Genomic DNA, 19,653 nt, shown 5'->3' with positions numbered 1-19,653 from the left:
TCCAAAGCACTGGGGGCAGAGTGAGCCAGGTTCATTGAGCTCCCAAACTAGGAGCACCGAGTACCAGGAACACCGGAAAAACGCGTCAAGTGGGGTTACTGTTAGCCCCAATAATATAAAAAATAATAAATCTATAAAGTATATAAATCGACACAGAGGAATTATCCTTGATAACTTGCCTGATTCTATTGACCCAGAAATTGCTCGGGAAGTTATAGATCACCGAGAGAAACAGAAAAAACCACTAACCCAAGGCGCATTTAATCGACTGATAAAAACTGCTCTGCAAGCACCCCAGATCGCAGGTATAACAGCCAATGAAGCCCTACAAAAGATTCCCGATCGTGGCTGGTACGGACTGGAATTGGAGTGGCTGGTACCTATGCAGTCAAAGATGTCCCCTCGCACATCAAGCAGCAACCGCCGCTCTCGTGATATCCCCATCGCCGACATGCTCAATGACCAATGGTAGGTATGCAAAATTATTTATTCAACCACCATTACTAAGCTTTTGAGCCTCCACAATGCTTGATTTTTTAACTCCAGCCAATAGAAATTATTTTTCTTATAAAGAACTGCAATGTCGCTGTAACAACTGCATAACAGAGCGCCACCAGGGCGATACTTGTGTGGGCAATGCACAGAACATGAATCATGAATTTATGCAGCATCTAAATCGGGTACGTGAGAGAGTGTACTGTCGCTCAATGCCAATTTCCAGCGGCTACCGTTGCAGTCGCCACCCTGTAGAGTTGCGCAAGCGTGAGCAAGCCAAGCGAGATGGAAAACCATATATTCACGGCGATCATCCCAGTGGCGTGGGTGTAGATGTAAGAATATATGGTGCTAATGCCCATGATTTGATTGAGGCACTGCACATTTACAATTGGTGGCATAGCCAAAGAGGCATGCCGCGCCCTTTTACTGCTATTTGTCCCAATCAGCGCGGACCATACACAGGGCGCTTTATTCATATTGGAGGGAACACTGATTTCCCTGGGCGCCCGCGCCCTGGCTATGGACCTATTGAGGGGACCGAGATATGGAAACAATATTTGTCATAAATTCCCATCTATATTGAATTTCCCTTATTTACGATGAAAACCAATATGGATTTAACCAATTTTTAAAAAAATAAACTTATTAGGAGACAAAAGAATAATGGACAGATTTGCAATTTTTTACGGCAGCTATAATCTGCAGATGGGTGGAGCAAAAGATTTTAAAGAGTCTCACCCAAATAAAGAAGAGGCACGGAAAAGAGCAGAGGAAATTGCCAAGGAAAATTTCTTTGCTAGCTGGGTTCAAATCTTTGACAAAGTAACCGATGAGCTTACCATCTACAATGTGGTTGATGGTGAACTCAAGGAAAGGGACTGCGATCAATATTTGGCTACCCCCAAGTAAAAATAAAAAAAGGCCAGGAAGCACTTATCAAGTACATAACTTAGATGGATCAAATTAAGCAAAAGCTGGAAATTTGTCTCTTGAAAATAAGCGTTTTACTCAGCTGATCAAGGCAACTAAATTTAAAAGTAAAAATGGAGGCGATCGCATGAATGAAGAACTAACGTAAAGATAGATATCCTACTATTCATCATATTTAAATGAAATGGTACTATTAATGACAGATCCTTTTAATTTACGAGCAGGGATATTCCCTTCATGAGATATTTAGAGCTTCCTTGCTCAGACAATATACGTTAGTTTAATGCTTTCCCCCAAATTTATAAGATGTTCCTGCACTCCAATAAATTATTGCTACAAACTAAAAAATTAACCGACCTCGGCAAGGTTCCCTTTACTCTCCAGCCACTGCTTGCGATCACCCGCACGCTTTTTGGCAAGTAACATATCCAACAACTGATTGCTGTCATCACCGGCATCTATATAAAGCTGTACCAGGCGACGGGTATTGGGATCCATTGTGGTTTCACGCAGCTGCATAGGATTCATTTCACCTAGGCCTTTAAAGCGAGTAACCTGGATCTTGCCCTTTTTCTTCTCTGCACTGATTCGATCGAGAATGCCCTGTTTTTCTGATTCATCCAGCGCGTAATAGACATCTTTGCCAATATCGATACGAAATAATGGCGGCATTGCTACATACACATGGCCATTGGTCACAAGCGGGCGGAAGTGTCTCAGGAATAGGGCACAAAGCAGAGTAGCAATATGTAATCCATCTGAATCGGCATCTGCAAGAATACAAATTTTGTTATAGCGCAAACCTTCAAGGTTATCGCTACCGGGATCTACTCCCAAGGCTACAGCAATATCATGCACTTCTTGGCTGCCCAGGATTTCTGCTGAATCAACCTCCCAAGTATTCAGAATTTTTCCGCGCAAGGGCATGATAGCCTGAAACTCACGGTCACGAGCCTGCTTGGCGGAGCCACCCGCAGAGTCCCCCTCGACCAGGAAGAGTTCACTGCGGGAGGTATCGGCACTGGAGCAGTCTGCTAATTTGCCGGGCAGTGCAGGTCCCTGGGTTACTTTTTTACGTGCAACTTTTTTGGCGGAGCGCATACGTTTTTGCGCATTGCTGATGCATACTTCAGCGAGTTTATCGCCCTCTTCCGTGTGCTGGTTCAACCATAGGCTAAAGGCATCCTTAGCCACACCGGAGATAAACGCAGTAGCTTCGCGAGAGGACAGCCGCTCTTTGGTCTGACCTGAAAACTGAGGGTCAGCCAGCTTGGCAGAAAGTACGTAGGAACATTGACCCCAGATATCCTCAGGACCCAACTTAATACCGCGAGGTAACAAGTTGCGGATTTCACAATACTCCCGCATGGCATCCAGCAAACCTGCTCGCAGCCCATTCACATGAGTGCCACCCTGAGCGGTGGGAATCAGGTTTACATAGGACTCTGCAGTAATTTCTCCACCTTCAGGTAACCACTGTACTGCCCAGTCTGCAGCTTCTGTAGATGCAGCAAAACTACCGACAAAAGGTTCTGCAGGCAGAATTTCCCATCCTTGGTTAGCCGCAGCAAGATAATCTTTTAGTCCATCTTCGTAGTACCATTCGTCCGACTCCCCGTCCTGCTCATTGATAAAGGTAACTGTGAGCCCAGGACAGAGCACAGCTTTGGCACGTAGCAGGTGGCGTAGGCGCACCACGGAAAATTTTGCGGAATCAAAATACTGCGGGTCTGGCAAAAAACGAACGCTGGTTCCGGTAGTACGCTTGGGGCAGTCACCGACCACTTCAAGATCAGAGGCTTTTTCTCCATCCTTGAAACCGATTCGATGTACTTTACCATCCCGCTGGATAGTCACTTCAAGCACCTTCGACAGGGCGTTGACCACGGACACACCCACGCCATGCAAACCGCCAGAAAACTGGTAGTTTTTATTGGAAAACTTACCTCCAGCATGCAAGGTGGACAAAATTACTTCAACACCTGGACGCCCCTGCTCGGGGTGAATATCCACGGGCATGCCACGACCGTTATCACTAACAGAGATCGATTGGTCTTTGTGTAAGACGATTTCGATTTTATTGGCATGACCTGCGAGGGCTTCATCGACACTATTATCGATGACTTCTTGGGCCAAGTGGTTGGGGCGGGTAGTATCTGTATACATACCGGGGCGTTTGCGCACCGGATCCAGCCCTGTGAGAACCTCAATATCTTCGGCGGAATAATTGGCCATAATTTAATTAATTACTACTGATTAAATAAAAATTCAACTATAGGATCGCAATATCGTGCGAACCCCTGAAAGCTGTGATCACCACCGTCTTCGATAGTTTGACGCTGGCCCCGATAAAAGTCCTCTGCATCACGGTAATCGAGTGTTTCATCACCTCGCTGGGCTAAAAGCCAATAGCGATTACTCAAAGGGCTGGGCAGCTCAGCTTCCAAATGCTCCATGGTATCTACGTCCCCCCTACCAAGGCGATAGTCTCGCTGTTCACCACTATAAGGCCGTAATACCTGCCCAATATAGGCGGGCATAAAGCGGGACGGTCGTACTGCAGGGTTGATAAGTACTGCTGGCAGGTTAAAGCGCTCTCCCAGATAGGTGCACCAAAACCCTCCCATAGAACTTCCCACCAACCCAATAGGGCCACAATCAGCAGACTTCAGGAAACCCTTTAATAAGCTAACCAGGGATTGCTGTGCAATTGCCGGATAAGGAGAGATTTGTGGCGCACAGAAAATAATGCTCGGATGATCAGCACCGAGCTGTTCGCGCATCAACTGACACTTAAAAGATTGCGGGGACGATAGAAAGCCGTGCAAGTAAATCAGCAGCGGCCTTCCCTTGGAGTCTTGTGTTTGCATAGGCGGGGATTATAGCGCCCTTGAGAGCCTGTGGGAGCGTAAGCTCCATACCTACCCGCCGAATATTTCACATTATCTACAGTAGAGCCTTATCGAGGCTGGCAAAGGCCCGGCGCATATCTACACGCATATCAGACCAAAAAGTTACGCTTGTAAAGCGCTCAAGCCGCCCCCCCGGCCCGTTCGTACCAAAGTTTTCTCCAATATCCCGCCGGTCACGAAAGCGCATCACCGCATTGCCATCGCGGTCGTAGAGAGTTCCTACCAGTACACCATAGGCACTCTGTTCAGTGTACACACGCCACGCCCAGGGTGAGGGGTCCAATGGAGCAGCCACTGAAAATTTTTCCAGTGACATTGCCAGGGTGTAATCGGCCTCTGACTGCTCAGAAACCAGCACACCATTGCGCGCACTAAGAAACTTATCCGAGAAAGTTTGTGCCAACAGGTTATTAAGGCGCTGCAGATCCCGTTGGTCCAGCTCATAGTCCTTCTCGCGATAATTACTGCGTGGCAAAGAGGAATAACGCTTACTGTATTCAATTTGTACAGGGCCGACATAAACCTTTGCGCCACTGAGATCCAAAGCAAAAGCTGCTGATACCTCATCCAAATGGCTGGGACGAGGCTCCAAACCATCCTGCTGTACCTGAACAGAGCTACCTTCAGCAGATGTAACCTGTATTGGTTGCTGGGTACAGGCTGTAACTATTAATACTGTACCCAACATTGAGCTAAGTAATAATTTTTGCATTTCTAAACTCCTGACTTCCCGATGTTATCAACCCGGCGAATGGAGCTCGAACACAGCGATCAATTACCACACTTTTTAGGCTGCTCATTGCAGCGTCACACTTTTATAGCTCTGATTTTCGCCGATCAATCCCTATACCAATGATTGGACTTGCGCCCAATCCAGGGAATTTCATTGTACGGCGACCGGTGAGGAAAGATAGTAGTTAGTTCGTTAAGAATGGTTTTGTACTATTCAACAATCAAGAGACAGAAGACAGGCAACCCGCTACAGCTAATTGGTACCGGGTTGATGCAAATCAATAACCTGAAGAGGCAAGATCCACATAATATTTAGAGATGGCCACGCGCTCCACGCCAGTGGTGTAGGTGCCATCATTGTGCAGCTCAAACCAACGATAGCCAGGCATTTCGTCATCTACCGCGAAAGGGCCGCTGCCAGGGGTGAACTGTACCGAAGTAGACGGCGTTGCGTGCAAGCCGATCTGTCCTCGGTTGCTGTCAAATTGCTGGTGTACATGGCCCCACACCAAGGCTTTAACTTGAGGTGCTTGATCCACCATCTGTAAAAGTTGGTCACGCCCCGCACGAAGCATATGGCCATCAATCCATTTACTGCCCACAGGAACAGGCTGGTGGTGCATCATAATCATCACCGGATGCTCTCGAGTTTCCCATAGTAGCAGTTGAAGGCGTTCCAGTTGTGCCTCACCCAGTCCACCACATATCTGGCCCTCCACACTGGTATCCAGCAGTAATAATCGCCAATTACCCAGTGCGATCAAATCCGTGCTCCGATTGGGAGCCAACTGTCGCATACGTGCACTCACATCATGATTGCCGGGAAGCCAGTACCAGGGAATAGGAATGGTGCGAATTTTTTGCAAAAAGCGACAATAGGAGGCCTCCGAGCCGTTCGCACTGATATCACCGGTGGCAACCAGGGCTTGAGCACGGGGTTGTTTGGCGATAACTGTCGCCAAAACCTCGTCGAGTGTGTGGCCGGTATCCAGACCCAGCAATTGATAATCGGGCCTGCTGCCGATATGTGGATCTGTGATCTGGATCAAACGGTGCGATGTCGCCCCAGGGGGAGACTTCGACTTATTGTGTTCGCGAATCACTTGCTCACCTTGTGTTCACATCCATGTGCTCTACTGCAGAATCAAAATCTCCGGCCATCCAGCACCAGATCAAATTCTGCGCGACCATTTGCGAGACAGTACTCAAGCCATTCGCCGAGATAACGGTTCGCCTGAGGTCTCTCATCTGCGCGTTGCATACGGGGATTCGGGTAAGCGGTATCAACTCCTTTACCACCCACCGGCCCGCGACCATTGGCTGTGATTACCTCCGCCATGCACGCATCGTGATAAAGACGTACAGTTAAGTCCGGGGGTTCCAGCCAGCGGCACTTACTGAGGCTTACCTCCGCGCTCAGGGACACTTCCGTCGTGTACCTAGATCGCGCCTTCACTCCCAGTATCAGAGTGCCTCCGGGCAATTGATAGCGCCACAACTCCCTCTCTGAAAGCTGTGGCAGCAATTTGATCAGACGCAGGTAGTTTGCATCGCAGTCGGCATGATATGACGGCAGATCGACTCTATACACTGCACTTTCATTGCCATTTGGCGACAATTGTTGCCGTTTGCGCTGTCGCGCCTGTGCCTCGCCCAGTACAGCCATTATCAACACTCCGATTCTATTGCCGCCGTGACTCAGATCTCAGTTTGCCCTTACAGCAGGTAACAGAGTGCAAGGCATAATGACCGGTCAGGCAGTTAACGTCATCTTTACTAGTTTTTCCCGGTTTAACTCCAGCCACTGCATGCAAATGATAGTGGGTGCATTATCGATAGGGTTCTCCCCTGGAGCATAGTCCCCACCCAAAGTCCTAAGAATCAGATCCCGGGTAAACACCCTTAGGTGTATATCTTCATTCTCATCTTCCAGGCCAAAGTACCCCTCTGCAGAACTCAAGTCCACTAGCCCACAGTAAAGGTGTAATCGCTCTGAACTGCCCCCTACACTGGGCATATAGCTGTGGATAAAGTGCAATTCCTGCACTTTCAAACCGGCCTCTTCCTGCACCTCGCGTTGGGCCACATCCCGCAGATCTTCTCCCTCCTCAACCATTCCGGCGACCACCTCCAGACACCAGGGCCCAGCTGAACGCTCTAGAGCACCCGCGCGAAACTGTTCAGTTAATGCTACAAGGTCCCGTTCTGGATCATAAAGTAGTACTCCGACAGCAGGCCCACGGACAAACACCTCGCGTTGAAATGTGCTGCTCCAACCGCCGCGAAATAGCCGGTGGCGTAGCCTCAAGCGCAACATGGTGAAAAATCCCTTGAACACTGTTTCCTTGGAAAGGATTTCCACAGAATCCGCAGAAAACTCAGGATACAAATCGTTTTGACTACTTTTTCTTGGCATTGTTCGCCTTCCTCTTTGCGATACAGGTCTTTCGCACTCTGGGTAGTACAGGGCTATATGGACCCGAGCCAGCTGTTATACTCTGCGCCCACCGTAACAGCCTCTGAACCAAGCGGCCATACGAATTATCTCCCTGGATTTTAGAGAGTGCGCCACTATGAGAGTGCTCAATATCGCCTATCAGCAACTGCGTCGCTACGGCAAGACACGGGTCAGCTGGGCGCAGAAATTGACTTTTGGCCTGATCAAAAATGATCACAACACCCAAGTATTCAGCGATCGGGATGTAGCCGCATTTGAGGCCCCGTTTGGCATCCGCGACCTGGGTGTGAGCAAAGCCAACCGCCGTTTGTTAGAAACCGTAGAAGCATTTGAACCGGACTTGGTGATCGCAGGCCATTGCGACATGATCGGTAACGATACCCTGAGGGAAATTAAAAAGCAGCAGCCCAACTGCATGATTGCGCACTGTAATAATGACCCTCTGTTTGTCCCCAGTAATGTGGAGCGAATTAAATACCGCGCGGAAATCGCCGATGCAGTTTTCGTGTCCACTGGGCGCCGCGAACTGAAAATTTTTGAAGGCTTCGGCGCTCGGGTTTACCACATGCCAAACCCAGTAGAGACATCGATCGAAAACCTTAATAATGCTGAGCGCACAGATCTGCCCATCGACTTATTGTTTTGCAGTAACAGCAACAATTTTACCAAGCGCCTGCAGATGGTTAAGAACCTCAAGGATGCCTTGGGGGACTCATTGAATTTTAAAACCTATGGCAGTTTTGGTGAGCCGCCGGTCTGGGGAAGAGATTACGATCGTGCACTCTCCCAAACTAAAATGGGGCTGAACTTTAATCGTCAGGATACCCACTACTGGTATTCATCCGCACGCATGGCACAACTTGCCGGTAACGGCATACTGCAGTTCACCAGTGACAAATTGCACTTTGATGAGTTACTACCGCCAGAGAGCATCGTTTATTTTTCAGAAGAGCAAGATCTACTGGAAAAAATCCGAGAGTTTCAAAATGATGATGCCAAACGCCGTGCCTGGGCAGCAAAGGCCCGGGAATTTTTCCATACGGAAATGAACTCCAAGCTCTATGCGCAGTATATTGTCGAAGCCACAAGCTTGCAGCCATTTAGCCATGACTATGCCTGGGCACGCGATATCAACCTGGATGGCACCCTGAAATAACGGCACTGCCAAACCAATCACACTTAATATGTTGGATTTATGAGTAACAAGCCAATTCGAGTGGCACAAGTCCTCGCCGGCGCCGAACACGGTGGTGCGGAAAATTTTTTTGTACGCCTGGTAAGTGGATTAAACCCAAGAGGGGAAATTAACGAGAAGGCATTTATTCGTAACCACGACCATCGCGTACAGGCACTGCGTAACAATGGCGTTGAAACTGAAGGCTTCAAGTTTGGTGGCAAGCTGGATTTTCTCGGCCGCAGAATTTACCGGGAGGCCTTGGGCAACTGGCAGCCCGATATTGTGATGACCTGGATGGGGCGCGCCACGATTATCACCCCCAATTCAAAAAACTACTTACTGGTTAGTCGCCTAGGGCACTACTACAATCTTAAGTACTACCGCCATGCAGATTACTGGATCGGTATCAGTAAAGGCATCTGCCAGCATATGATTGATGGCGGTATCCCCAAAGACCGCATTTTTCATATCCCCAACTTTGCCGACGAGACTCCTGTAGAACCTCTACCACGCAACAGTTTTAATACTCCGGAAGACAAACCCCTGATTCTCGCTGCCGGACGTCTGCATATCAATAAAGGGTTCAATGTTCTGCTGCACTCCCTGGCACAGATTCCCAATGCGACACTGTGGCTAGCAGGTGCTGGGCCAGAGGAGGCTAAATTAAAGGCCCTGTGTCACAGGCTTGGCCTGGATCAGCGGGTACGCTTTCTGGGCTGGCGCAACGATGTCACCACCCTGATGCGCACTGCCGATCTATTTGTGTGCCCATCACGCCACGAGGGATTGGGCTCGATCGTAATGGAGTCCTGGGCGCACCGCTGCCCAATAGTAGCAACCAACTCCCAGGGGCCGGGTGAGGTAATTACTGACGGTAAGAGCGGCCTAATCACTCCGATCGATGATGCAGACGCACTAGCTAAAGCCATTAAATCAGTACTGGACAACCCTGAGTTGCGCCAGAGCCTGATTGAAAATGCGTCGGAGGTCTATGCAAATGGCTATTCGAAAAAGTTTATCGTGGACTCCTATATTGAGCTCTACGATAAACTAATGCACCGAGGGCGCCCTTAATGAACAAAAAAAGCCACCAATTTATGGTGGCTTTTTTCACATCAGGCCAAAATTTTGGCACCTGCTACTGATAAGCCTCCGGTAAATCCCTCAATAAGGCGCTCACACCCCGGACAATGAGACGCTGGCGCTGCTCAATGCTATCTGGGCGAGTCAGTAGTTCACTGGCACTTCCACCCCAAATAATTTCCCCCCTGGGCGACCAATCCCCACACTCATAATCACCAGAGGGGCATCAGTAAGCGGCGGTAACTCTACAACCTCTTGGGGCGCATTACTGTCAAACTGTTTATCCCAACTGGGGTCCCTAGTATCCCCGGAAAAAAACTCATCAACAACGGCAACCTGGTAGTCGACCACCATATCGGCTTCCTGGTCCTGCCCCACCTGACGATAACCTCTTTGCTGCAACTGCGCCGCGACTGTGCCACGCATTTCTTCATCCAACTCCACCAATTGCGCCGGCGCATCGGGCGCATCCCCGAGCGGCGTTACTCCCCATTTGTAGGTGGAAAAAGCCACCGGCTGGGCTCCTGTATTTACTCGCTCCACCTGCATCTCCTGGCATCCTGCCATTAATAGCAATGTCACCAGACCCGTCATTATGTAACGCATAAATACTCCTTAACTTTCATACTTATTTAACCGGTTCAGAAAAATCATAGAGTTCTATTTTGGGACTCCACTTATACCATTCAGGTTCAGCTTTTGGGTACAAAGGATAGTGACTGCCGCTCTCCACCTCGAAACCCATGAAGGGCGCTTCCGGCGTCGCAAAGGCAACCCCCTTTTATCAAGGCTTGAGCGGATTCTGTATTGACATTAAGACCGCTCCTCAAACCAAAATTCACCTCTACACCACTGGCATTCCAAAACACAGTGTGCTCACGCACTAATGGTTGATACTGCGGCTCGATATGCACATAGATGTAAACTCGGTCAGCCAATTCTCCCAGGGAAAAACCTGTAACCTCACCCACCTGGACCTGCCGGTAATAAACGGGACTCCCAGCTACCAGAGAGCCGCGCCTCGCGGCATCCAGTATCACAGCTAACCCCGGTCGGCTCATGGTATCGGCAAGATCCTCTTTAGGCGCTTGCAGCTCTGCATAAAACTCCGTTTGCATGGGCCCCAGGCCCGGCTCTAAAGCCAAATAGCGCCCGGTTATCAATGTATCCAGGTGGGCAACTTTACTTATGCCTATCTGTGGCGACACCACCCAAATACGTGTGCCTGCACGGGCAAAGCTTGCACCACGGTGATAAAGCTTGGCACGGGCATGGACCTCTCCGAGGCCTGCGCCAAGACGTAACCGAGTAATTTCCCCAATTTGCACACCTTTATAGCGCAGAGGGGCCCCAACTTTCAGCCCTTCCGCACTGGGAAGGTTGATTCGTATTTCAATCCCTTCTTCAAGTGCATCCTCACGACTGCTGTACAGAGGAAATTGATCACCATTTTGCACTGGTGCTGATTTCGCACGATCCTCACGCCGGATGCCAAAAGCAACGCCCCCACGCAACAATGACATCAAGGAGTCCGCCTGTACTTCAATCCCCTCACTAAGACTGGCACTGGCGCGCAGACCGCTGACATTCCAAAAACGAGTACCCTGGTGTACCAAGTGCGCATAGCGCGGCTCAATTACCACGTACACCTCAACCCCCTCACCATCTCTACGCAGCTCCATTCCCTGCACCTTACCCACTTCGATACGCCGGAAGTACACAGGAGCTCCTCGTTGAAGTGAACCTGGGTTGCGTGTGGTGAGACGCAGGTGTAAACCGGGTACGCGGGGATCTCTTGGCGGTGCCGAGGCACGTGCCGTAAAAATACGCTGGGATCGGTTTCCCCGGCGAAGATCTACTTCGATGCGATTGCCCTGAATCAGCTTGTTAAGGCCGCCAGTAAAGTCAAATGTGGGGGCTAGCCAGAAACGAGTATTTTCACTGAGGAGGTCATCAGTTACTGGGTCCATCAACACTTTAACTTCTATGCCATCCATACGCTTGTTAGCTTTTGCCCTGCTGACTTCACCTACTTGAATCCCCTGGTAATACACTTTGGTGCTGCCAGGCGTAACATCTACACCGCGATCAAAATTTAAAGTGACAGAAATCCCTGCATCTGCAGCAGCAAAATTTTTATATAATTTAAATTCTGTGCCATTTACGGCTAAGGGGGATTGACGCTGAGATTCCGGGGTATAAAAGCTGACACCGCCGGCAAACAAGGCGGCAAGAGATTCCAAATTAATGCTAATTCCGCTGATGCCACCTTCAATTGAAATACCTGAACTGTTCCAAAAACGGCTGCCCCGGTGAATTAGATAGGCATATTCACGGCGAATAAACAGCTCGATACTGACTTCATTACCATCCTCTTCAAGGCTGTAATCCGCTACCTGGCCCACCCTTAACTGGCGGTAATAAACAGGAGAGCCACGGCTCAATGAGCCCAAGCGGCGGGATTTGAGCACCACGCGCAGGCCATCTCCGCGAATAAATGCCGGGGGCTGGTCCAGCGCAACAAATTCGCGCTTGCGTTTGCCGCTGCCAGATTCAACTGCAATATAGTTACCTGATAGTAATGTCTCTAAACCACTGATACCTGTGATGGAAAGCTCCGGTTTCACTACCCAGAATTCAGTCCCTTCAACTAGCAGATACTCTGCACTGCGATTGAGGCTGACCTCCGCCAACACTCCATCAGCACCATTCAACTCCTTAGCATTGGGTACCAGGCGTACATCCTGCACAAGGCCGATATCTACACCGGAATACTTCACGACGGTCTTCCCCTTCACCAAGCCATCGCCAGAGTGAAACAGGATGCTCGCCTTTACATCTCCCTCGGCCACGTCCTGGTATAGCAGCCAAACTGCGATCAGCCCCGCCACCAAAGGCAGAATCCAAACCAACGGTAATCCCTTACTCGCGCGCACCACCCCCGCTGGGCCCCACCGTTTAAACGTGCCCCTTCAACACCACTATTTTCAGGGGGCAAATTATCAGCCATTTTCTGCGGCACCCCGATGTGCCGTCTCCGGTGCTACATCCTTACTGTATAAGTCACCATCATAAGCATCCCAAATAAGTCGGGGATCAAAAGAACGTGCAGCCAACATAGTAACGATTACCACAGAGGCGAAAGCGGTGCTGCCAGGACCCGCCACCACCTGAGCAATAAATCCCATATCGACTAATGCCACCAAAATGGAAATCATAAAAAGATCCAGAAGAGACCATCGCCCAATACCGGCAACTACCCGATAGATTTTCATTGCCTGGGAAGGCACAAACGTTAGGCGCAGTTGCATCTGAACCAGCAATAAAGCCAAGCCCAACAACTTCATTACTGGCACAGCAATACTTGCCACAAAGACAATAAGCGCAATTCCCCACATCCCGCTGTTATATAGCTGCATAACGCCACTAATTATGGTGGTTGGGTCGCCGGCACCGAGGTAAACCACCGTCATAATCGGGAGAATATTTGCTGGTAACAATAATAGGGCCCCGGTAATTGTTAGTGCCCAGGTAAGCATCAAACTCCCCAAAATACGCCTGTGCACCCGCCCACCACAGCGAGGGCATCGGCAGTGCCCACCCGTAATTGGCAAAATAATTAATTGATGGCAGCTGAGACAGCTTGTCAGGCCCTCATGAATCCCTTTGCGAGGGAATTTCGAACTCATGTCAGTTTCTCCCGCTGAGCACGCCGAAGTGCCAGCCGGTGCCAAATGGCATTCTGGTCAAAACTGAGTGAAGAGAGATTCGCAACCAGCATCATGGCGCCAAAGCAATACAGCCCCGGTTCCACATCCATTTTCCCCAGATCCCTTAATTTAATCAGCGCTACAAGAATGCCGAGCATATATACATCCAGCATCCCCCACTCTTTTATATGTTGGTACCAGCGCACCGCAATAGAAACCCAGCGATCCAGCAGCCCCAAAAAACTGCCGCAACAAACAAATAACAGCAGCAGAAATTTTCCCAAAGGAGCCAGCACACTGCAGAATAAGACCAGTGACGCCAACCAGATATAGCCAGCTTTAAATAATGAATAAACACCATTCATCAGGGTATTCTCGGCACCAAAAGAGAATAACGAGAATTTAAGGAGCGGGAGACTCGCTGAGGGAATAAATAGCAGTAGCCCAGTCAAGCTTAAAGCAATGGTGTAGTAGACGCTGTGATTGGCATTGCGATGCAGAGTGCAACCACAGCGTGGGCAAGTCAGCTTTTGACCGGGCGGTGCCAACCCGCCAGTCAGCAATAGATCGCACTCATGGCAAGCATGCTGCCAACGTATCTGTTTATCATCACGCAGCTGTTCCATGTGCGAGAGGTCCTTGCCTTATCCTGCACAATTTTTGCCGCATCCAAATGCTTCGATGGCGCGTCTATTGCAATATAGGGCCATTGCCCTATTCAATGCTGCCCTGACATTGCCAGGCAGTTACCGGTAAACGCACATTCGCGTCGGTTTAACGAAGATATACCAAAAGCCGAAAGCGTCGCCTCGACGCTCAGGCTGGCCGCGGGTACACTCTCGCGACTGCTGATTGGGGAGACTGGCAGCACAACCTAACTTTGCGAGCCAAAGGAATCCACCGAGTACCCAGAACTCGAGTGCCGCTCCAGATACTTTTTAGAAGCTTGAAGACCGCACCCGCCACAGGAAGTTGAAACAGATGAAAAGAAGTAACCGCACAGAGCCGCGAGGCCGCCAGTTGCGTCCACTGAAGAAACTACTCGCCGCCGCCCTACTCGGATTCGGTGCCATGCAGGCCCAGGCCGACACCCTGTGGGATATTTATACTCAGGCGCTAGATAACGATCAGCAACTTGCCGCCGATCGAGCCACCTACCATGCAGGTATCGAGGCAAAGAACCAGCTGCGAGCACCGCTATTGCCGCAGGTAAATGCCAGATTCGAGGCCTCCAGAGTCCATGAATTTAACATCTCAAACGGGGCACAAATTCTTGAAGATGGCCCCGTTGATGGTGATCTAGTTGACTTTAACCGAAGATCAACCGGGACCTATCAAAATAGGGTGTACAATGCCACACTGACCCAAGCAATTTTTGACGCCCCTGCTTGGTTTGATTACCAACGGGGTAAAAGATTAACCAAAGTTGCTACTGCAGAATTTAGTGCCAATCAGCAAGAAATGATGCTTCGAGTCGCCACAGCCTATTTCGATGTACTACGCGCCTATGACATCCTGGAATCCGCAGTGGCCGAGGAGAAAGCCCTAGCCAAGCAGTTGGAGCAAACTCAGCAGCGATTCGAAGTGGGCCTAACCGCAATTACTGATGTGTATGATTCCCAGGCGGCCTTCGACAGCTCTGTAGCCCGCCGCTTAACCGCTCAAGACGAGCTGCTCAGTAACTTCGATGCCCTATCAATCCTCACCGGTAGCTATCACGATGAGGTTGCTCCTCTCGTAGATACCTTCCAAGTCGCACCTCCAGTGCCGGCTGAACGTGCAGACTGGGTCGACTTCGCTTTGGCCAATAACTTCGACTTGAAAGCTGCACGACTGAATGCCGAGGCGGCCCGCTACAATGCCCGTTCTGCCGCCAGTGAGCACCTGCCCACTCTTACCGGCTCCCTCTCCTATAACAAGCTCACCTCAAACGGCACTGAACGTGTGAGATTCAGAGACGAGACTCGCCAATCAGATACTGAGTTTCCCAGGGACTTGGACGACCGTGATTCTGTAGCCGCAGTCACACTGAATATACCGATTTATACTGGTGGCCTTTTGAGCGCCAATCGACGTGAAGCGCGTAACTTATCCTTTCAAGCACAAGACCTGCGCAACCTGGCTGAACGCAATACTATCCAAAACACCCGCACCCTACATCGTGCAGTGGTAACAGATGTATCCCGTGTGGCAGCCCGACAACAGGCTGTGGTCTCCGCAAAGAGTGCATTGGATGCCACTCAAGCCGGCTACGAGGTGGGTACGCGCAATATCGTAGATGTGCTTTTAGCGCAAAACACCCTTTATTCAAATCAAACCGAATATGCCAACGCCCTCTACGACTACATCATCAACACCTTAAGCCTTAAGCAGGTAGCGGGTCTCCTTTCACCACAGGATCTACAAGAATTGGATGTTATGTTGAACCCGGCCAACAATGTTCACCGGGTAGCGGAAGCCGGCCCAAGCGGTTCCAAGTAGCTAACTCGACTCCAAAGAAATGTGAGCAGCTCCAAGAGAGCCGCTCACATTTTTCCTGAACTCGGCATCAGCCTGTCTATCTCTTCCAGCAGGCGCTGCAAAGCCCCACTATTTTGCTTCGCTACTGCCCTAGCTCGTTGACCTAAGACCTGTCGCTCCTTATCGTTCAGTAACCACTGCTTTATCTGATTACTCAGTGATACAGCATCCGCCGCAATTGCCAATCCGCCAGCATTCTTTAAAAGATCAGCCACGGTCGCGAAGTTATGCATGTATGGCCCGGAGATAGTCGGTATCCCCCAGGCCGCCGGCTCAATCATATTGTGCCCTCCCACAGGGACCAGGCTCCCCCCACAAAAGCCACATCACAGGCACCATAGAAACGCAGTAGCTCACCCATGGTATCCCCTAAAAGAACCTGATCATCCGCTTTTGGAGCACCACCACTACTGCGCCTTGAAACCTGAAAGCCTCGCTCCTGACATAAACGGGCAACATCATCAAAACGCTGAGGGTGACGCGGTACCAAGACTAAAAGCAGATCTGAAAAGTCCTTAATCAGGGTAGAGAACGCATCCAGTATGATCTCATCCTCGCCGGCATGGGTGCTGGCTGCCAGCCAAACCTTACGATTTAAAGAGCCGCGCCATTGGTGGGATAGCGCCTGCGCTTCGCTGATGAGGCCCAGGTCAATATCCAGGTCAAACTTAATATTGCCGCTGGCCACTACTTTCTCTCGAGGCAGGCCCAGAGAAACAAAACGTTCAGCGTCTACTGGGTACTGGGCAACAACTTTATCCAAATTGCCCAACATTGAGCGGGTAAACCCAATAAATCGCCCATAACCCCGGGCAGATTTCTCACTCAAACGTGCATTGGCAAGCAATGCAGGGATCGCCCTCTTTCGACATAAACGCAGAAGGTTTGGCCACAATTCGGTCTCTACAATCACCAACATAGTGGGGTTGAGAGCTTCCAGAAATGGATTGAGGAACTCGGGTAAGTCATAAGGTAGATAATAATGGAGCAGGCGGCCACCCAAAATCGGGCTTAAGGACTTTGTAACCCGCTCGGAGCCTGTAGGGGTACTCGTTGTAACCAGCCAATGCCAATCAGGATAGCGAGCTGCTAATTGAGCAATAACGGGGATCGCAGCGAGGGTCTCCCCACAGATACGGAGTGAACCCATATTAATGGAGCTTGACTATAGCGTTTTGGCACCCGACCCAGCCGCTCCTCGAAACGCTGACGATAAGCTGGCTGGCTACGGCCGCGCCACCATAACCGAAAAAAATAAATGGAATGGCTAAGCGAAAAAGCCAGTTGTAAAGGGTCTGCATATATCCAGCTGTCACCAGTTGGCAATTATTTGGAATCCGAGCCGAAGCTCCAGCCAGCTATCTTACAGGCAGAGAGTACAACTTGAACTTTTTATGTGACTTACTAGCAGTCCACAACCCGGTAAAAATCTGAGCGAGCCCCAAACACTCCACAGGCCATGCCTACAGAACGACATAGGCGCAACCAAGGCCGGGAACCCAGGCGGAGCCCTCCAAAAACCAAGCCAAACAAGCAGAGAACCCCTGCAACCATAAGTTGGAATATCGCTGAAAGTAAAATTCCTAGCCGACTGCGCCCAGATTGCAACTTTTGCTTTGCAAGCGTGATACCTGCTGAATATTTGCGACGGGAAAGCCAGCGTAAGTTCGCGCGGCTTATTGGTACAGGTTCGAATACTTTTGCTTCAGCGCAATGAATGATGTCTCCACCCTTGGTATGCAGCTCAGAAAAGAACAACACATCCTCACCACCTCCAAAGGGATCCCGCTCATCAAAGGACAAGCTAAACTCACGAATTATTTTCATTGGAATCAGGACATTATTGGTGGCACAGTAGGTGAGGTGATCACCTGTTTGCCTCTTCCTTCGAGAGAAATATCTTGAGTAATAAGCCGGCACTGAGTCTGGCAATTCCCGTATCACACTACCATTCACTACCGTGTTGCCACCAAGCTCTTGAGCAAATCGAAACAACTTGACCAGCCAGTCTCGAGCCACCCATTCATCATCATCAATAAAAATAAGGTAATCCGCATTTTTGCCCTGTGCCTCTTGAATACAGCGATTGCGGGCAATGGGAATTCCACGGCGTTCTTCAAGGACGTAAAGAATTGGGAGGGACGAATCTGTTGCGAAGGACTCCACTACCGCCTTCCCCCTGCTCCTCAGGGTCATTATCCACTACTGTCACACTTACATCTGCATCTGCAGGTAAATCAAGCTCGGCAAGACTTTGCAAAGCAACGCGAAGTTGCTCCGGCCTTTTGCAGGTGCAGATACAAATGTCTAGCAGTGGTCGCAATTTAAACTCCACAAACAACCAAATATTAAATCAGGGCGTTAGCAATAGCAGCGCAGCCTATACCCCTCTATTTGGCATGTCTATAATATTTGACTTTTAGTAAGCCTGTAGTCAGCTCATCAACTTATTGCCCGTTGAGCTAGACAGTCTGAGTAATACCTAGTACACACTTATGTCGTGAAACAATCCATGAAAGTAATGCAACTGCTTCCCGCTTTAAACTCCGGGGGAGTCGAGCGGGGTACGCTCGACTTGGCAAGAATGCTCATTCAAGCCGGCCACACATCTATCGTTGTATCTTCTGGGGGCACCATGGTTCCAAAATTGGAATCCGAAGGGTCCAGGCATTTTACACTGCCTATCCACAAAAAGTCCCTAAGTAGTTTGCTACAGGTTAGACCGTTAAGACAACTTATCGAATGGGAAGCTCCAGATATATTGCATGTTCGATCCAGGGTCCCCGCCTGGCTCACTTTCTTGGCTTGGAGAAAACTAGATATCCAGTCGCGGCCACGCCTAATTAGCACCGCCCACGGCCTGTATTCAATTAATCGCTACAGCGCCATTATGGCCCGCAGCGAGCAGGTAATCGCAATATCCGAGTGCGTGAACGATTACTTACATGATAATTACCAAGCCTATCTACAACGTCCCCCAGAAGTGATCTATCGCGGAGTTGATACCGAGGAATTCAATCCCAACATCTCGGTTCCAGCTGACTGGAAAGCGAACATTGAGAAGGAATATCCAAATCTAGCAAATAAGCAATGGCTTCTCTTGCCCGGCAGGCTGACTCGCTGGAAAGGTCAAGAGGATTTTATTGAGCTAATCCAGCGTTTGATCAGTAAGCATCATGATATTCATGGGATCATTCTCGGTGGGGCTGAAGCTAACAAGAGCCACTATGAAAAGGAACTGAAACAAAAAGTAAGAGAGAAAGGAATAGAGGGGCACCTTACCTTTGTCGGCCATCGTAGTGATATTCGTTATTGGTATAAGGAATCTCGTCTCGTGTACAACCTATCCAAACGACCTGAGCCATTTGGACGTACCGTGATAGAATCTGCAGCTATGGGAACACCCGTAATTGGATACAACATCGGTGGTCCCGCAGAGTCTCTGCGTGTTTGCTTTCCACAAGGGTTGGTAGAGCAAAACGATGCTGAAGCACTTTATAATCGCTCACGGGAATTGCTAAAAGGCCCAAAACAAAAAGCCTCCCTTGCTGAAGACTTTACCCTCAAGCGCCAAGCAGAACATACCATCGAAGTCTATGAAACCATGATCAAAAAGTCGCCCGGAGCCTGATA

20 protein-coding genes are annotated in these 19,653 nt (G+C 49.7%); 7 read left to right on the top strand and 13 right to left on the bottom strand.

Annotated features, from left to right (window positions below):
- Positions 1–175: 175 nt before the first annotated feature.
- From P3339_RS02165 to P3339_RS02155, 3 genes are all read left to right on the top strand, one after another.
- A complete protein-coding gene (locus tag P3339_RS02165; protein WP_282952280.1) occupies positions 176–472 on the top strand; it encodes a phage replication initiator YdaU family protein in 297 nt (98 codons plus the stop codon).
- A 52-nt stretch (positions 473–524) separates the two neighbouring features.
- Complete coding sequence (locus tag P3339_RS02160) at positions 525–1,064, top strand: hypothetical protein (RefSeq protein ID WP_282952279.1); 540 nt, start codon at positions 525–527, stop codon at positions 1,062–1,064.
- A gap of 97 nt (positions 1,065–1,161) precedes the next feature.
- Positions 1,162–1,407: a hypothetical protein gene (locus P3339_RS02155; protein ID WP_020414313.1), complete on the top strand. Its 246-nt coding sequence runs from the start codon at positions 1,162–1,164 to the stop codon at positions 1,405–1,407.
- 369 nt (positions 1,408–1,776) lie between these two features.
- Here P3339_RS02155 and parE read toward each other — a convergent pair whose 3' ends face one another.
- The 6 genes from parE to P3339_RS02125 all read right to left on the bottom strand — a co-directional run bounded on the left by parE (position 1,777) and on the right by P3339_RS02125 (position 7,488).
- A complete protein-coding gene (gene parE, locus P3339_RS02150; protein ID WP_020414312.1) occupies positions 1,777–3,663 on the bottom strand; it encodes a DNA topoisomerase IV subunit B in 1,887 nt (628 codons plus the stop codon).
- Between the two features lie 14 nt (positions 3,664–3,677).
- Positions 3,678–4,298, bottom strand: a complete 621-nt coding sequence (locus tag P3339_RS02145) for a YqiA/YcfP family alpha/beta fold hydrolase (RefSeq protein ID WP_282952278.1) — start codon at positions 4,296–4,298, stop codon at positions 3,678–3,680.
- A gap of 76 nt (positions 4,299–4,374) precedes the next feature.
- Positions 4,375–5,052, bottom strand: a complete 678-nt coding sequence (locus P3339_RS02140; protein WP_282952277.1) for a hypothetical protein — start codon at positions 5,050–5,052, stop codon at positions 4,375–4,377.
- A 298-nt stretch (positions 5,053–5,350) separates the two neighbouring features.
- The gene (gene cpdA, locus P3339_RS02135; protein ID WP_245556712.1) at positions 5,351–6,175 is read right to left on the bottom strand and encodes a 3',5'-cyclic-AMP phosphodiesterase; all 825 of its coding nucleotides are present in this window, start codon (positions 6,173–6,175) and stop codon (positions 5,351–5,353) included.
- A 41-nt stretch (positions 6,176–6,216) separates the two neighbouring features.
- The gene (locus P3339_RS02130) at positions 6,217–6,738 is read right to left on the bottom strand and encodes a DUF1249 domain-containing protein (RefSeq protein WP_020414307.1); all 522 of its coding nucleotides are present in this window, start codon (positions 6,736–6,738) and stop codon (positions 6,217–6,219) included.
- Between the two features lie 87 nt (positions 6,739–6,825).
- On the bottom strand, positions 6,826–7,488 hold the full coding sequence (locus P3339_RS02125; protein WP_020414306.1) for an NUDIX domain-containing protein: 663 nt from the start codon (positions 7,486–7,488) through the stop codon (positions 6,826–6,828).
- 157 nt (positions 7,489–7,645) lie between these two features.
- Between P3339_RS02125 and P3339_RS02120 the strand changes: the two genes are divergently transcribed.
- Together P3339_RS02120 and P3339_RS02115 are read left to right on the top strand one after the other, a co-directional pair.
- Complete coding sequence (locus P3339_RS02120; protein ID WP_020414305.1) at positions 7,646–8,686, top strand: glycosyltransferase family protein; 1,041 nt, start codon at positions 7,646–7,648, stop codon at positions 8,684–8,686.
- Between the two features lie 39 nt (positions 8,687–8,725).
- Entirely contained in the window at positions 8,726–9,781 is a 1,056-nt protein-coding gene (locus P3339_RS02115; RefSeq protein WP_040629039.1) for a glycosyltransferase, read from the top strand.
- Positions 9,782–9,934: 153 nt separating this feature from the next.
- Here the strand turns inward: P3339_RS02115 and P3339_RS02110 are convergent, their stop codons facing one another.
- The 4 genes from P3339_RS02110 to P3339_RS02095 form a co-directional block, all read right to left on the bottom strand.
- A complete protein-coding gene (locus P3339_RS02110; RefSeq protein WP_282952276.1) occupies positions 9,935–10,396 on the bottom strand; it encodes a DUF4136 domain-containing protein in 462 nt (153 codons plus the stop codon).
- A gap of 86 nt (positions 10,397–10,482) precedes the next feature.
- Positions 10,483–12,702 carry a PqiB family protein gene (locus P3339_RS02105; RefSeq protein ID WP_282952275.1) on the bottom strand — a complete coding sequence of 740 codons (2,220 nt, stop codon included), beginning with the start codon at positions 12,700–12,702 and terminating at the stop codon, positions 10,483–10,485.
- A gap of 90 nt (positions 12,703–12,792) precedes the next feature.
- Positions 12,793–13,479 carry a paraquat-inducible protein A gene (locus P3339_RS02100; RefSeq protein WP_282952274.1) on the bottom strand — a complete coding sequence of 229 codons (687 nt, stop codon included), beginning with the start codon at positions 13,477–13,479 and terminating at the stop codon, positions 12,793–12,795.
- Positions 13,476–14,126, bottom strand: a complete 651-nt coding sequence (locus P3339_RS02095; protein ID WP_020414300.1) for a paraquat-inducible protein A — start codon at positions 14,124–14,126, stop codon at positions 13,476–13,478. Before P3339_RS02095 ends, P3339_RS02100 begins: the two co-directional genes overlap by 4 nt.
- A 355-nt stretch (positions 14,127–14,481) precedes the next feature.
- On the opposite strand from P3339_RS02095, the gene P3339_RS02090 reads away from it, so the two are divergent.
- Entirely contained in the window at positions 14,482–15,981 is a 1,500-nt protein-coding gene (locus P3339_RS02090) for a TolC family outer membrane protein (protein WP_020414299.1), read from the top strand.
- A gap of 44 nt (positions 15,982–16,025) precedes the next feature.
- On the opposite strand, the gene P3339_RS02085 is transcribed toward P3339_RS02090, so the two are convergent.
- The 3 genes from P3339_RS02085 to P3339_RS02075 all read right to left on the bottom strand — a co-directional run bounded on the left by P3339_RS02085 (position 16,026) and on the right by P3339_RS02075 (position 18,216).
- A complete protein-coding gene (locus tag P3339_RS02085) occupies positions 16,026–16,301 on the bottom strand; it encodes a hypothetical protein (protein ID WP_282952273.1) in 276 nt (91 codons plus the stop codon).
- Entirely contained in the window at positions 16,298–17,170 is an 873-nt protein-coding gene (locus tag P3339_RS02080) for a 3-deoxy-D-manno-octulosonic acid transferase (protein ID WP_282952272.1), read from the bottom strand. The genes P3339_RS02085 and P3339_RS02080 overlap by 4 nt, the downstream gene beginning before the upstream one ends.
- A 254-nt stretch (positions 17,171–17,424) precedes the next feature.
- Entirely contained in the window at positions 17,425–18,216 is a 792-nt protein-coding gene (locus P3339_RS02075; protein ID WP_282952271.1) for a glycosyltransferase family 2 protein, read from the bottom strand.
- A 316-nt stretch (positions 18,217–18,532) separates the two neighbouring features.
- On the opposite strand from P3339_RS02075, the gene P3339_RS02070 reads away from it, so the two are divergent.
- Positions 18,533–19,651, top strand: coding sequence for a glycosyltransferase family 4 protein (locus P3339_RS02070; RefSeq protein WP_282952270.1), 1,119 nt, complete (start codon positions 18,533–18,535; stop codon positions 19,649–19,651).
- Positions 19,652–19,653 lie beyond the last annotated feature (2 nt).

The organism is Microbulbifer sp. MLAF003 (genome assembly GCF_030012965.1).
GTDB lineage: Bacteria > Pseudomonadota > Gammaproteobacteria > Pseudomonadales > Cellvibrionaceae > Microbulbifer > Microbulbifer variabilis.
The sequence above is the reverse complement of the archived record's forward strand: the minus strand, read 5'-3'. Positions and strand labels throughout refer to the sequence as shown.

What these genes read in the sequence shown, in the direction of transcription:
- P3339_RS02160 (WP_282952279.1), top strand. Translation starts at nt 525, where the DNA reads ATGCTTGATTTTTTAACTCCAGCCAATAGAAATTATTTTTCTTATAAA.
- P3339_RS02155 (WP_020414313.1), top strand. Translation starts at nt 1,162, where the DNA reads ATGGACAGATTTGCAATTTTTTACGGCAGCTATAATCTGCAGATGGGT.
- parE (WP_020414312.1), bottom strand. Translation starts at nt 3,663, where the DNA reads ATGGCCAATTATTCCGCCGAAGATATTGAGGTTCTCACAGGGCTGGAT.
- P3339_RS02145 (WP_282952278.1), bottom strand. Translation starts at nt 4,298, where the DNA reads ATGCAAACACAAGACTCCAAGGGAAGGCCGCTGCTGATTTACTTGCAC.
- P3339_RS02140 (WP_282952277.1), bottom strand. Translation starts at nt 5,052, where the DNA reads ATGCAAAAATTATTACTTAGCTCAATGTTGGGTACAGTATTAATAGTT.
- P3339_RS02130 (WP_020414307.1), bottom strand. Translation starts at nt 6,738, where the DNA reads ATGGCTGTACTGGGCGAGGCACAGGCGCGACAGCGCAAACGGCAACAA.
- P3339_RS02125 (WP_020414306.1), bottom strand. Translation starts at nt 7,488, where the DNA reads ATGCCAAGAAAAAGTAGTCAAAACGATTTGTATCCTGAGTTTTCTGCG.
- P3339_RS02120 (WP_020414305.1), top strand. Translation starts at nt 7,646, where the DNA reads ATGAGAGTGCTCAATATCGCCTATCAGCAACTGCGTCGCTACGGCAAG.
- P3339_RS02115 (WP_040629039.1), top strand. Translation starts at nt 8,726, where the DNA reads ATGAGTAACAAGCCAATTCGAGTGGCACAAGTCCTCGCCGGCGCCGAA.
- P3339_RS02110 (WP_282952276.1), bottom strand. Translation starts at nt 10,396, where the DNA reads ATGCGTTACATAATGACGGGTCTGGTGACATTGCTATTAATGGCAGGA.
- P3339_RS02100 (WP_282952274.1), bottom strand. Translation starts at nt 13,479, where the DNA reads ATGAGTTCGAAATTCCCTCGCAAAGGGATTCATGAGGGCCTGACAAGC.
- P3339_RS02095 (WP_020414300.1), bottom strand. Translation starts at nt 14,126, where the DNA reads ATGGAACAGCTGCGTGATGATAAACAGATACGTTGGCAGCATGCTTGC.
- P3339_RS02090 (WP_020414299.1), top strand. Translation starts at nt 14,482, where the DNA reads ATGAAAAGAAGTAACCGCACAGAGCCGCGAGGCCGCCAGTTGCGTCCA.
- P3339_RS02085 (WP_282952273.1), bottom strand. Translation starts at nt 16,301, where the DNA reads ATGATTGAGCCGGCGGCCTGGGGGATACCGACTATCTCCGGGCCATAC.
- P3339_RS02080 (WP_282952272.1), bottom strand. Translation starts at nt 17,170, where the DNA reads ATGGGTTCACTCCGTATCTGTGGGGAGACCCTCGCTGCGATCCCCGTT.
- P3339_RS02075 (WP_282952271.1), bottom strand. Translation starts at nt 18,216, where the DNA reads ATGACCCTGAGGAGCAGGGGGAAGGCGGTAGTGGAGTCCTTCGCAACA.
- P3339_RS02070 (WP_282952270.1), top strand. Translation starts at nt 18,533, where the DNA reads ATGAAAGTAATGCAACTGCTTCCCGCTTTAAACTCCGGGGGAGTCGAG.